Source organism: Enterococcus rotai (assembly GCF_001465345.1).
Taxonomy (GTDB): domain Bacteria; phylum Bacillota; class Bacilli; order Lactobacillales; family Enterococcaceae; genus Enterococcus_L; species Enterococcus_L rotai.
Map to the genome: position 1 here is coordinate 326,462 of NZ_CP013655.1, position 12,914 is coordinate 339,375.

Below are 12,914 nucleotides of genomic sequence, written 5' to 3' on the forward strand. Positions count from 1 at the left end.
TTGACATTTATACTGTTTAATATTATTCAGAAGATAAAATCGTATCAATCATATCTACTCTATTTGACCACATATTATTTTTTTTGTACTCCCTAATTTTTTCCTTATAAAATAAATATTTTTCCCTATCTTCCATCAAATCAATTATTTTTTCAGCAAACTCTTCCTTAGTATGATCTGTAACTATTCCAATTTGTTTTTCTTTGATAAACTCCCCAACTTCTCCATGATCAATAGAGATAATTGGTTTTTCAAAGCTAATGTATTCAAACAGCTTAACTGGCAAACATAATTTTGTATACTCATCACCATTTCTAGGTATGATCGTCACAGAAGATTTATCATAAACTTCTTTAATAGTTTCCTTTGAACAATGAAAAATTGAAAGCCACTGACACATTTCATTCATTTTTATTAATCGTAAATTTTCATCATATTCTTCTTTTCTACAAACAATATTTAACCTAACTCGCTCTTCACTTCTATTAATGTAGCTAAAAACATCCAATAGCAAATCAATTCCACTAAATTGATTTGCTAATTCACCCACATATAAAGCTGCTTTTTCCGTGAAAAGAGGTTCATCAATATCATCACAACCTGGTGGTAATAATTCTACTGTTGCATTGGGTATATATTTTAGGAGTTCCTTTTTAAAGGTTTCACTTTGGACAAAAATAACGTCACAAATTTTGTTTAAAAAATGAATATATCTTTTATTAACAAACGGAACTAGAAAATTCTTTAAAGTTCCAGTTGATACTTTGATCTTATACGCCCAGTACATATCGCGATAATACAAAGCTATTTGTCCAATATTCAGCTTTTTCAATAGAAATAGTAACTTAGTATCTGTCCACCTAGTAACCCCAACTCGCGATTCGATATAGCAATAATCATATACTGTCTTTTTTTTTCTTAACTGATAAAAAATTTTAAACCGCTCGCTCGCATTTTCTCCTTGAATAACATCAACTTTTTTATATTTCTTTTCTAATTCTTTTCTTATCGTCATTGAACGAACTGTTGGCCCTGAGTTCAAGTTATTGTTGTTTATATCTGTTAATATAATATACAAAACATTCATATTAATGTTTCCCCCTGATTAACCATTCTTATATTTTTCAAATTTAAAAACAATAAAAAAATGAAAGATACTGTTGGTGTATAAATGATTTGTGCATTCATATATGTGGTAAGGATCAAGCTCAATATATAGCTAATAAGCAATGTCGCAAATAGCAGATTTTTAGTTTCTTTATAACAAAGGATCAAATACCAGATTGACTTTATTAACAATATACCAAACAAGCCTAAACCTATTAATCCAAACTTAACTCCTAAAGTAAGGTAAATATTATCAATAAAATTTCCTACAAAAGAATACTTAAAATCTTGACTATACACTGTCAGCTGAGCTCCTATTCCTTCTCCCAGCTTATTATCTATCACTCTATTCCATGCAATTTGATTAGAATTACTTCGAACATTTAAAGACTCCAAATAATTTGTAGAAAATCGATTTTGTAAAATCCCTCCAGTTTCATTACTAGTATTAAATTCACTCCGCAGGCCAACAGATAAAACTAAAACAGTTAGTATAGCTGCTGCTAGCAAGAAAATACTTTTCACACCTATTTTTTTTGATTGAATTGCTTTAAATGCTACATAGAGATGAATTAAGATTAAACTTGCAATTGCTAACAAAATTAGTGTTCTATTCTGAGAAAGCAAAATTGCAATAATATTTAATAGGAAAATGCATAATGACAAAATCTTCTTTGGTTTCTTTTTAGAAATTAATTTGTAGTAGAGTAGGCTACTAGTAAATAACAAAAAAGAAGTATTTCCAAAAGCAATTCTGTTGGTTCCTTCCCACCAAGTACTCAGCCTTTCTCCGTAAATCAATGATAATGAGTCTTTAAAAAACAGAGAAATAATAATAATAATAACTGAATAAATAACGCTCATAATACATACTACATTTAGGGTCCGAAAAAAATCTTCTTTATCTTTTACACAAAATTGAATAACTAAATACAAGACAAACTTATTCATGTAAATTTTTAAATCTTCATTTACAAAAGCATTCCCATTAGTTATTCCAATAGCAAAATATATCAACACTAGCACTAGAAGAAGCAGAAAATAGAAATCCTTTCCCTTAAATAAAATTGTTTCGCTTTTTAACAATTTAAGAGCCCACAACACTAATATAAGAAAACTAATATAGAAAGATATATTAATCTCAAAAATATCTAGCATCAACTTACTTGTTATATATGCATTATTAGGAAAAGCAAAAATCGAAAATAATAGAACTGTGAAAAGCTTATTTTTTTCGTTATTCATTAAAAACCATGTACCTATCAGTAATAATATATATCCCAATATCTTCCTCACTTTCGTCAGAAAAGCTAGTCGTTTAAAATTTCACTATATATTCGTTCTAACTCGCTATTTTGTTTATTCATATTAAATTTCTCGACTATTATTTTTCTAGCATTTCTTCTAATTTTGTTGTCTGTAGACAAAACTTCCACCATTTTTTTAGCGTAATTCTTTACATCTTTTTCATCTACTAAAAAACCATTTTCTCCATCTTCAATCAATTCAGGTATACCAGCATGATTTGTTGATACAACTGTTAAACCAACAGCCATCGCCTCCATTAAAACAGTTGGAATTCCTTCTTTATCACCATTTTTTGCTGTTATACTATGATGTACAAAAACATCAGCACTTTTCATTAGTTGCTGGACTTCTTCTTTTACCACCTTTCCAACAAAAACAACAGAATTTTGGAGTCCTTTTTTTTTGACTACTTCTTCAATTTTATTTTTCAATAATCCATCACCAGCTAAAATTAATTTTGCTCTTGGATAAGTTAATACTAGTTGCTCAAATGCCTCTATTGTATATATATGACCTTTTTTTTCAACAAAGTTAGATACTTGAAGAAATGTAATTTCTTTTTTTAAGTGATATTTTTCAAACAGATTTTCCTTTTCTTCAAATTCAAATTCAGATACTGGAACACCTATATAGTGAACATAGCTTCTTTCCGTTCTTAGTCCATATGGAATCAATTCATTCATCATGTTCTGTGATACAGTGATAACGTGGGCATAATTAAAAAGGGATGAAATATGTTTGCTATAGATTTTGTCCTTTAATAATTCAGAAGCATCATAACCATGAAAAGTCACCAATAAAGGAACTTTTTTATTTTCTGCAATTGGAAGCATCTCTAACCCAGCAGGTCCGAAATGTGCATGAATCAATTCAATTTCATTTTCGCTAATTACTTTATTAAAATATTTTTGTTGACTAGCCGATAGTAATGTGTATTTAGATTCAATTTTTTTCAAACATCTTGTTATCATTTTTTCAACTGTTTTTTTAGACTTTCCAACTATCTTGTTATAAGGAAAAATATTTATATTCTCAACTTTATTAGCTCCTACAAAAATATCAAATTTTTTTGATACTCCTTTGAGTTGTCTATAAATAAATGTCATAGAAATAGTTAAATAAACTTGTTGATAAAGCAAAATTTTCTTCTTCATTCTATTTTCTCTTCCTCCATAAGAACAAATATAAATATACATTGTAAATAATTGAAGTTACAACAATAATAGTTAATGTAGATATAGATGCACCAATTGCTGAATAATTTTGAATAAGATAATAGTCCAACCCTATATTTGCTACTCCTACAATAAGATTCGCGATAAAAAGAAATTTAATTTTTTTCATCATAGCTAGAACATTACCAGCTGGGATTCTAAAGGAAGCCGCTATAAAATAGCTTACAGATAGAACTCTAAAGTAAGAAGTACTGTCTAAATAGCTATTTCCAAATAGAATTCTAATTATGAGTGGCGCAAATGCCACTAAAACAATCATCATAATAAAATTAAACAGAACTAAACTCAATTGAAGTTTTTTGTACATCTTTAAAACCCATTTTCTATTTTCTCTATTTTTAGCAAAATAAGGATAAACAAAAGTCATAATAGAAATAGGAATGAAATTTAAGGCAAATGGAATTATTGTAGCGGCTTTATAGTTAGCTAATATTTGATTATCCTTGATTAAATAGCCAATTAAAAAGATATCAATAAGGTAAACAAGCGATGAAATGCTATTGCTAAACATTAAAGTAATGGAATAAGAAAAAAATTCCTTTTTTGTTTTTCTATCCAACATTACTGACTTATTTGACAAAACTTTTTTCTTACGCAACCAATAGATACCGATTCCTATCGAAACAAAATAAGCAAGATAACTAGCAAAGATAATCCCAAAAATTCCAATAGATATTGCTCCTGTAACAGCTAATAAAAATATTAGCATTGTATTTATTGTGCTTAACTTAGAAAATTCAAGATTTAATAAACTCGTACGGAAATAAATTTGCAAACATTCAAATAAATAAATGAACATTGGTAACAATGACATACAAACCAAAACAATTTTCAATTCCGTCCCTACTTCATTTGCCCGATAGGCATAACATAAAATAAGACCTGAAATTATTAGATTGAACGGAACAGCTATTTTAAAACTAAAATTGAAAAATGAATTTCTTTCTTTAACGTTTTTAGCTTCACTACCAAATTGCATTAACGCATAGTTTGTTCCTAAACCAATAAATAGAACAAAAATGTTTACTATATTTTGAGCTTGGCTATAAATACCAAAATCATTTTTTGAAATTAGACGAACTAAAAAAATCCCACTACAAAATTGAATAATTTTATTTAATGTACTTGCCCCAAAAATATAAAAAAAACCTTTTTCTCGTAACTTTCTAAAAAAACTATTCATCATATTTACCTTTTAACTTAAGAGTTGACAACAAAGTCAGCACTTGCATTTTTTCGACCAAGATGCCTTTTTCAAATAAATCCATTGCCATATTTGATACTTCATCGTCTAATAATTCTAAGAAATGATAGTTCTGTTTGTAATAATCATTAATGAACTGATTAAAGGTTGTATTGTTACGATACCAATAATCAAAGGGATTCATCCCATTTTTTGAGTTATATCCAAACAAATTAGGTAATTTCAAAATTTTCAAAATTTTATTAACAATTTTCCGAATAAATGTTTTACTTTTAATAACTAATTGAGGCGTAGTTATTTTTGAATTTATCGACTCATATTTATATTTTGCAGCTTCGGGATATTTTTTCATAATCCACTTATAATAAAGAGCATGTTCACTTCTAATTTCAACCGGGATGTTTAAACAGTACTGCATAAAATCTACATTGCAAAAAGGTGATAATGATTCTGTAAACTCTTGAAAAGCAAAGTTGCCATTTAATGCAAAATTGATTCCTCTATTATAAACTTTAAATAATTCATCATTCGCATAATTTCCTAAGCTTATTTGCTCTAATTTATCTATATATCTTTTAGAATATGAATAGCTTTTAAAATCTAAGTCTATCTGCTTTGTTTTATTGAATGCACCAACAATAACATCTCCTAATTGCCCTGTGTGAATCATTCCATAGCCTGAAATATTTAGTTTCTCAATACAATTATGTGAATGAGCAATCCCGTAATATATAGAGCTTCCGAATGAAATATTAGCTATTTTATCGATTTCATACAAAAAGTTAGCATCATCTAGTGATTTAAAAATAAATTCATGTTTTAAGTCTGCCGCAATAGTCGCTGCAATAGTTGCATCCATGTAACCGGTTTGTGAAAAAGTATAATTGAGAATATCGTTATAACCCAGATTTGCAGCAACTATATTCACCATTCTTGAATCTAGTCCTCCACTTAATGAGGCAATATGTTTATAATTATATTCACAATCTTTTTCAAATTGTAATTTAACAGCCTGACAAAACAATTCATCCATTTTTGAAATAATTGTATCAATTGAATCATAATGAAGTTCTTCATTATTAAACTTAAAATACGAATATATTGCCATTTTATTTTTTTTTACTTTTATATAACTTCCAGCATCAAGTTTTTTAACTTGTTTCAATAAAGTTCGATCTTCCAACATAAACCCAAGAGTCAGTAGAGAAATACACGATTCTCTATCAATTTCATTTTTTTTCACTTTTTCATCAATTAGTAATTCTTCCAACCTTGAAGAAAATATAAAGCTATCTTCAAAATCAGAGTAGAATATTTTTTTATCAGCTCCAAGAGTCAGTAGAGAAATACACGATTCTCTATCAATTTCATTTTTTTTCACTTTTTCATCAATTAGTAATTCTTCCAACCTTGAAGAAAATATAAAGCTATCTTCAAAATCAGAGTAGAATATTTTTTTATCAGCTAATTGATCTGTATAAACAAAAAGTTCATTTTTTCTTTTATCATATAAGGAACATGAATAACTTCCTCTAATATCTTTAAAGAAGTTCTCTCCATTCTCTTCATACATAAGAATTATTACTTCTGAAATATATTTTGTTTTATATATTCTTTTTAACTCAGTACTATTAAGTAACACACCATCGCTAACAACAATATAAAAATCATTCTCAAAGAAAATTTTATCGTCTTCATATTTTTTCACAACTGAACTTCTTAAATAAATTTGTCCAAATTTTGTTTGATTTGTACGCAATGACGAGTTTACAGCTAACTTTACTTCCTCAACTTGTCCATTTTTATTATACTGCCCAAATATACCTACCATTTTATAGCTCCTATCAAAATTTCAATACATTTCATCTATTATTGAGATTTATGAATTAAATATTCCTTTACTAAGACTCATCTTTTATTCATATTAAATCAAACCCTAAATGATATTATTTTACTAAAACTCTATTAGAGATAACAATTAACAATAAAATACAATCTCTGCATTATATTGTTATCCATTAATATGCCCCTCTAGATAAAAACATTACTTTGATCGTCTGAAAAATAATCTTCAAATCATTGCCCATAGATTGGTTCTCAATATATTCCAAATCAAACTCCACCATCTCATCAAAGTGAACATCATTACGCCCTCTAATTTGCCATAACCCAGTACAACCTGGTTTTACACTCAAGCGCAACATATCGCGTTTACTATACTCATCAACTTCTCTTTGCAAAGGAGGTCTAGGTCCAACCAATGTCATTTCTCCCTTTAATACATTTAAAAGTTGAGGAAGTTCGTCAATACTGGTTTTGCGTATTTTTTTCCCAATTTTTGTTACTCTAGGATCTTCTTTGATCTTAAACATGGCGCCTTCAATTTCATTATATTCAAGTAAATCGTCCAACTGCTCTTCAGCATCTGTACACATTGAACGAAATTTATACATAGTAAACAAGGCTCCGCTTTTTCCTACTCTTTTTTGAGAGAAAACTACAGGTCCTTTAGGGTCTTCTTTTTTTATTAGGATCGCAACGATAAGTAGTACTGGACTCAATAAAATCAGCCCTAATAAACTACCTAGAATATCTAAACCTCTTTTGGACACACAAAAAAATACAGATTGTTGTCCAAATTTTTCACCTAAAGTTGAATCAACAAGTTTATCATCTGATTTTATTCCTTCTTTTTGTCTCGTATTTACAACAATCCTTGCAAACTTTCCCTCCAAATTTAACACTCCTTTTAAGACAAATTAAACAACACCAACAACCAAGTTATGCATTTTTTATACAACAACCACTATGTATTATATGCATACCAACAACTATAATATGTTAATTTTTCTGTTTCTAAAACAAACCAAATTTTTTACTTTTAATCGCCGTAAATTCCGGTCTTTGAACATCATCTCCATTCAAAATATCTTTAGCCATCTGCTGCATCGATTCAACATGTTCCCTTCCCATGTCTTTTTCGATTGCTTTAAAGGCTTTTTCCATAAAAAAACCGCGCTTTTCAATATTATGGGCATCAGAAGCCATCATATAGACCATGTTATGAGCGACCATTTGTTTCGCTGTACGCTCAATCTGTTTGCCAAAAACACCAACATAACTAGGCGCTGTCAATTGTGTCAACACACCCATTTCTAAAAACGGCAACAATCTATTTGGCTCTTCAATAAATCGACTATTCCGTTCTGGATGGACAATTATTGGTGTATGACCTGCTTCCAACAGTTTAAAAAATAATGGCTCTGTATACGCAGGAATATCATTACTTGGAAACTCAATTAAAATGTAGCGATTCGCAAGATCCGCAAATAAAATATCTGCTTTTTGGATTTGCTCTACTAGATCTCCACCGATCCGTACCTCTTGACCTTCATACAAGGTAAGAGGTATATTTCGTTGATCTAATTCTTCTTGCAATCCTGCTACTTGGGTAATTACCTGACTAGCAGGATTATCATATTTTCCATTATTATGATGAGGTGTACACAAAATATGTGTGATTCCTTGTTTAACAGCCATTCTTGCCATATCAAGTGAATCGTCGATCGTTTTAGCTCCATCATCAATTCCTGGCAATATATGGCAATGCAGATCAATCATTGGCTTTTTCCTCTCTCATCAATTATTATGAACCATAGTAATATCCTTGATCTTCTATATTTTTTGATCCATTGTACACAACGCCAAGAATATTTGCATTCACTAGTTCCATTAGACTTTTAGCTTTTAGTAGTGAATCTTTCTTTGACACATTTTCTCGGACTACCAAAATTGTACCGTCTGATTTTGATGCTACAATCTGCGCATCCGTTACAGCTACGACTGGTGGCATATCAAAGATAACCAAATCATATTGCTGTTTCAATTCTTGAATCAGCTCTTTCATTCTTCTTGAATCTAATAACTCTGAAGGATTGGGTGGTTTAGGTCCACTCGTCATCAAAAATAAATTATCTACCCCAGAATTCTGGACAACTTGATGCAAGACGGTTTCACGGCTACCTAACAAAGTACTTAGCCCACGCGCATTATCTAGTGAAAATGTTTTCGCTACTGTAGGTTTACGCATATCTGCATCTACTAATAAGACTCGTTTACCTGAATTGGCAAACACAATAGCCAGATTAGCAGAGGTTGTTGATTTCCCTTCACTTGGGCCAGACGAAGTAATTACTAAGGTTTTCAAATCTCTATCCACCATCGCATATTGGATATTCGTGCGAATCGTTCGATACTGTTCTGAAATTGGTGATGATTTATCAGCTAAAGTAATTAAACTCACTGCTTTTGTTTTCTGTTTTTTTTGAGCTCTCACTATATTTGTCATGCTATACTCCTTTAAACTCTAGGACGACTTCTACGGATTGGTGGCGTAGAAGTATCTGATTTGCTATTTGGCGTTTCTGTAGTTCTAGGTATTTCTCGATTTACGGTTCTAGACTCACCAGCAAATTTTTCAACCGGTGATGGGGTACGAATTACTTTTGCATTCAATTCCTTGGCAGTCATATTAGGTACAACACCTAAGATAGTGAAGCCAAGATCTTCTTCTACAAAGCTATCATCTTTGATTGTTTTATCGAATAGTTCTAAAATAAAGGCTAATGCTATACCAAACATAATCCCAACCGCAAGTCCAATCAGCAGGTTGATTTTATCATTGGGTGAAACTTGATTCATATTTGCTGTGGCTGCAGATATAATCGTAATCTTATCAACATTTAGCATATCTTTTGCCTGTTCTTGGAAAACTAAAGCCGTTTGATTCGCGATATTTTGGGCTACAAGCGGGTCCGTCACTTTAGAAACAATCGAAAACATCTGTGAATTTTGCGATTGATTTACTGATACACTGGCTTTTAAAGCTTCCACAGACAAATCATTGTCTTGCTCCGTTTTCATTCGCTGCTGTACTTCAGTCATTACGGTGTCACTTTTGATCAAATCTTTATATGTGTTGATCATTTGCAAGTTTCCATTAATATCATTCACGTTGGTTGTTTCATTTTGCGGTAATCGTACGATTAATTGCGCCTGAGAGCTATATTTAGGTGTAATCACAAAATAGGTTAATATTCCAGCAACGCCTAACCCTAAGAACATACTAACAATAATCAAACCAATATGTTTTTTTAATACTCCGATTAATTCTTGTAAACTGATTGTCTCTTCCATTTCTTCCTCCAATTAACTCCATATAAATAATTATAAATTCTAAATGAACCAACTACAAGGTCATATGTCAAGAACCGCTATCAATTATTTGCAGAATTCTCCAAATAATTGATAATTACATTTTAACCATTGTTATATTCTTCACTTTATTCACTTGGTAGAACTTCCTCTTGACCAGTTGTCGCTATCACACCAAGCGCTTGTTTTTCCAGAAGACCATCAATCACATCGATTTGATCAGATAGCTCTTGCTTCAAGGTTTCATTTTTAATTAGCTCTAGCTGACTAATAGCGAGAAGGAAATTTTCCATCGTCGCACTACTTGTCAATACACCATCCTGGCTCATTGCAGTGATTGATTGTTTTAATTCAGTATACTGCTTTACCTGAGCTTCCATCTCATTTAAACAGGCGACCATTGCTTTATCCCAACCACTTTCATTTTTAGTTATTTCATTGTGAATCTGTGAAATAACTGCATTCGATGCAGTTTCTTTAATAACAATGTCATCAGGACTACTTACCGACCAATCAACGGGGGCTTCCACTATGTGCTCCACTATTTTTTTTTGTATGGCTCTTTTATATTCAATGTCTGCCATTTTAGTTGATAGTTCTTGTTCACCTTGAATTACTTCAACAAACTCATTGGAAAAATCCGTTTCTTTCAACCCGAAATCTACAGCTTCTGTTTTCAAAGTGCGGATATCTCTTTCAATATTTTTGACTATCTCCTCATCAATCGGTTCCATTAAAAAGTCTTCTTGGTCATCTTGATATAATTGTTGAATCTGTTTATCAATCCGTTTAACTTTTGCAGTTTCATTCTTTATTGTTGACTTTGCATAGTCCACTTTTCGTTGATATTCTTGATCCATATTAGACCTTATTCCTAAAAAGCAAATACCAATAGAACCGATGATTACAATTATGTAAATAATTTTTTTTACCTTTTCTCTACCAAACCCTTCAAATTTTAACACTACTACACTCCTTTTAAGCATACCTAAATAACGAACTATTTATATTTCGGACATACCAACCCTCTATATTTGTCGATTATTTATTTTATAGATTTTAAAAATACTTCGTAATCTGCTTGTTCTGTTGTCTCTTTTACGTTCACCTTTTCAAAGTGAGCTTCTGTGAGATCAGATAATGTACCAGATAATTGATGTGTAATAGTTGCGTTTCCAATCAATTCCATCCAATAACCATCTGAATTTTCTTCATGTACCACTGTTTTTACCATACCACCGGTATTTTTGACAGTAATAGTATCTCCAAATCCTCCTTCATACAGTAATACATACATTAAGCTGCTTGCACACATGGCGGTTCCACAAGCACTAGTAAAACCAACACCACGTTCAAAGGTTCGGACAAAAATATTATTTCCCCCTAAAACCTCTACAAAGCTTACATTGATGCCGTCAGAAAAAATCGGGTTATCGCCATTTACATAAGTTGCTATTCGTTCAAATTCATCTCCCATAAGCGTTTGATGATCTACAAAAGCAATTAAATGAGGATTAGGTACTGCTACCACGGAAAATTTTAGATCGCTGGATAATTCTGAAATCACTTCGTTGATGATCGTATTATTTTTAGTTCTCATGGGAATCGCTTCAGCTTCAAAACGAACAGGTGAAATTTCGACTTGATAGGTCGCTATTTTTTCCGCCAGATTTGGTGCTCGGCGCACTTTAAGATCTGCAAACATTGTTTCCACAGTAAAGGAGTCTCGCTCATATTTCTCAGCTAAATACCTAGCTACAGTCCGTAAGCCGTTCCCACACATGCTTGCTTCACTTCCGTCACTATTGATTACACGCATCTTAGCGAGTGACTCGCCACCGATTACATCTTCCACAAGTAACAATCCATCTGCTCCATTAAGCAAGCCTGTTTGTCTATCACATAAACTCAGCCGCAATTCGTCGATTTCTTGATCAGTAAAGGGGCGTTCTAATTGCGTTTCATCTATTAAAAAGAAATCATTTTCAGATCCATGAACTTTTTGCATCGATATCTCCATACTAAAACTCCTTCACTTTCTTCTATCATATTTTTTATTATTCCTAACTATTAGTATGCCACAAATAAAAAGAGGAAAACAGTGTATTTTACTGTTTTCCTCAAAAAGTTTCTAAAAATTATATTTTTTAAGCTTATTTTGCTGCTGCGTAGCGTTTGTTAACTTCATCCCAATTAACAAGATTCCAGAATGCATCGATATAATCTGGACGTACGTTTTTGTAATTTAGATAGTAAGCATGTTCCCAAACATCTAAACCTAAAACAGGTGTTTTACCGTCCATTAAAGGTGAGTCTTGGTTAGGAGTTGATGTAACTTCTAGTTTGCCGTTATTTAACACTAACCATGCCCAACCTGAACCAAAGCGGCCAGTTGCAGCTGTTTTAAATTCTTCTTTTAATTTATCGAAACTGCCAAAAGCGGCGTCGATTGCTTCTTTGATTTCGCCGGTTGGTGCGCCACCAGCGTTTGGTGCCATGATTTCCCAGAAGAATGAATGGTTAGCATGTCCGCCACCGTTATTACGCACTGCTGTACGAATATCTTCAGGGATACTATCCATATCTGCGATCAACGCTTCTACTGATTTAGTTCCTAGTTCAGGATGTTTGTCGATTGCTGCATTTAAGTTCGTCACATAAGTGTTGTGGTGTTTGTCATGGTGTAAATGCATTGTTTCTACATCAATATGAGGTTCCAATGCATCATAAGCATAAGGTAAATCTGGTAAAGTGTAAGTCATAAAAAAATCCCTCCATAATTAAGTATATATTTTCATACATTTATAGCATAACAGATTTTATGGCAACCTTCAAAGTAATTGCTT

12 protein-coding genes are annotated in these 12,914 nt (G+C 31.5%); all 12 read right to left on the reverse strand.

Going from position 1 to position 12,914, the window contains the following annotated elements; all coding sequences use genetic code 11:
- Positions 1–22: 22 nt before the first annotated feature.
- Positions 23–1,087: a glycosyltransferase gene (locus ATZ35_RS01545; RefSeq protein ID WP_208928881.1), complete on the reverse strand. Its 1,065-nt coding sequence runs from the start codon at positions 1,085–1,087 to the stop codon at positions 23–25.
- Positions 1,084–2,391, reverse strand: coding sequence for an O-antigen ligase family protein (locus tag ATZ35_RS01550; RefSeq protein WP_208928884.1), 1,308 nt, complete (start codon positions 2,389–2,391; stop codon positions 1,084–1,086). Before ATZ35_RS01550 ends, ATZ35_RS01545 begins: the two co-directional genes overlap by 4 nt.
- A gap of 26 nt (positions 2,392–2,417) precedes the next feature.
- Complete coding sequence (locus ATZ35_RS01555; protein ID WP_208928887.1) at positions 2,418–3,569, reverse strand: glycosyltransferase family 4 protein; 1,152 nt, start codon at positions 3,567–3,569, stop codon at positions 2,418–2,420.
- Position 3,570: 1 nt separating this feature from the next.
- Positions 3,571–4,836: an oligosaccharide flippase family protein gene (locus tag ATZ35_RS01560; RefSeq protein WP_208928890.1), complete on the reverse strand. Its 1,266-nt coding sequence runs from the start codon at positions 4,834–4,836 to the stop codon at positions 3,571–3,573.
- A complete protein-coding gene (locus tag ATZ35_RS01565) occupies positions 4,826–6,685 on the reverse strand; it encodes an asparagine synthetase B family protein (RefSeq protein WP_208928893.1) in 1,860 nt (619 codons plus the stop codon). The genes ATZ35_RS01560 and ATZ35_RS01565 overlap by 11 nt, the downstream gene beginning before the upstream one ends.
- Positions 6,686–6,872: 187 nt before the next feature.
- Positions 6,873–7,589, reverse strand: coding sequence for a sugar transferase (locus ATZ35_RS01570; RefSeq protein ID WP_208928896.1), 717 nt, complete (start codon positions 7,587–7,589; stop codon positions 6,873–6,875).
- Between the two features lie 121 nt (positions 7,590–7,710).
- On the reverse strand, positions 7,711–8,475 hold the full coding sequence (locus tag ATZ35_RS01575; protein ID WP_208928899.1) for a tyrosine-protein phosphatase: 765 nt from the start codon (positions 8,473–8,475) through the stop codon (positions 7,711–7,713).
- Positions 8,476–8,500: 25 nt separating this feature from the next.
- A complete protein-coding gene (locus tag ATZ35_RS01580) occupies positions 8,501–9,202 on the reverse strand; it encodes a CpsD/CapB family tyrosine-protein kinase (protein ID WP_208928902.1) in 702 nt (233 codons plus the stop codon).
- Between the two features lie 11 nt (positions 9,203–9,213).
- Positions 9,214–10,050 (reverse strand): YveK family protein, encoded by an 837-nt coding sequence (locus ATZ35_RS01585; RefSeq protein ID WP_208928905.1) that lies wholly within the window; start codon positions 10,048–10,050, stop codon positions 9,214–9,216.
- Positions 10,051–10,196: 146 nt separating this feature from the next.
- Positions 10,197–11,033 carry a hypothetical protein gene (locus ATZ35_RS01590; protein WP_208928908.1) on the reverse strand — a complete coding sequence of 279 codons (837 nt, stop codon included), beginning with the start codon at positions 11,031–11,033 and terminating at the stop codon, positions 10,197–10,199.
- Between the two features lie 80 nt (positions 11,034–11,113).
- Positions 11,114–12,088 (reverse strand): diaminopimelate epimerase, encoded by a 975-nt coding sequence (dapF, locus tag ATZ35_RS01595; protein WP_208928910.1) that lies wholly within the window; start codon positions 12,086–12,088, stop codon positions 11,114–11,116.
- A gap of 133 nt (positions 12,089–12,221) precedes the next feature.
- Positions 12,222–12,830, reverse strand: coding sequence for a superoxide dismutase (locus ATZ35_RS01600; protein ID WP_208928912.1), 609 nt, complete (start codon positions 12,828–12,830; stop codon positions 12,222–12,224).
- Positions 12,831–12,914: the final 84 nt, after the last annotated feature.

Bases quoted from the DNA above. Each gene is read 5' to 3' on its own strand.
- ATZ35_RS01600 (WP_208928912.1), bottom strand. From the start codon at position 12,830: ATGACTTACACTTTACCAGATTTACCTTATGCTTATGATGCATTGGAA.
- ATZ35_RS01575 (WP_208928899.1), bottom strand. From the start codon at position 8,475: ATGATTGATCTGCATTGCCATATATTGCCAGGAATTGATGATGGAGCT.
- dapF (WP_208928910.1), bottom strand. From the start codon at position 12,088: ATGGAGATATCGATGCAAAAAGTTCATGGATCTGAAAATGATTTCTTT.
- ATZ35_RS01580 (WP_208928902.1), bottom strand. From the start codon at position 9,202: ATGACAAATATAGTGAGAGCTCAAAAAAAACAGAAAACAAAAGCAGTG.
- ATZ35_RS01555 (WP_208928887.1), bottom strand. From the start codon at position 3,569: ATGAAGAAGAAAATTTTGCTTTATCAACAAGTTTATTTAACTATTTCT.
- ATZ35_RS01545 (WP_208928881.1), bottom strand. From the start codon at position 1,087: ATGAATGTTTTGTATATTATATTAACAGATATAAACAACAATAACTTG.
- ATZ35_RS01565 (WP_208928893.1), bottom strand. From the start codon at position 6,685: ATGGTAGGTATATTTGGGCAGTATAATAAAAATGGACAAGTTGAGGAA.
- ATZ35_RS01560 (WP_208928890.1), bottom strand. From the start codon at position 4,836: ATGATGAATAGTTTTTTTAGAAAGTTACGAGAAAAAGGTTTTTTTTAT.
- ATZ35_RS01585 (WP_208928905.1), bottom strand. From the start codon at position 10,050: ATGGAAGAGACAATCAGTTTACAAGAATTAATCGGAGTATTAAAAAAA.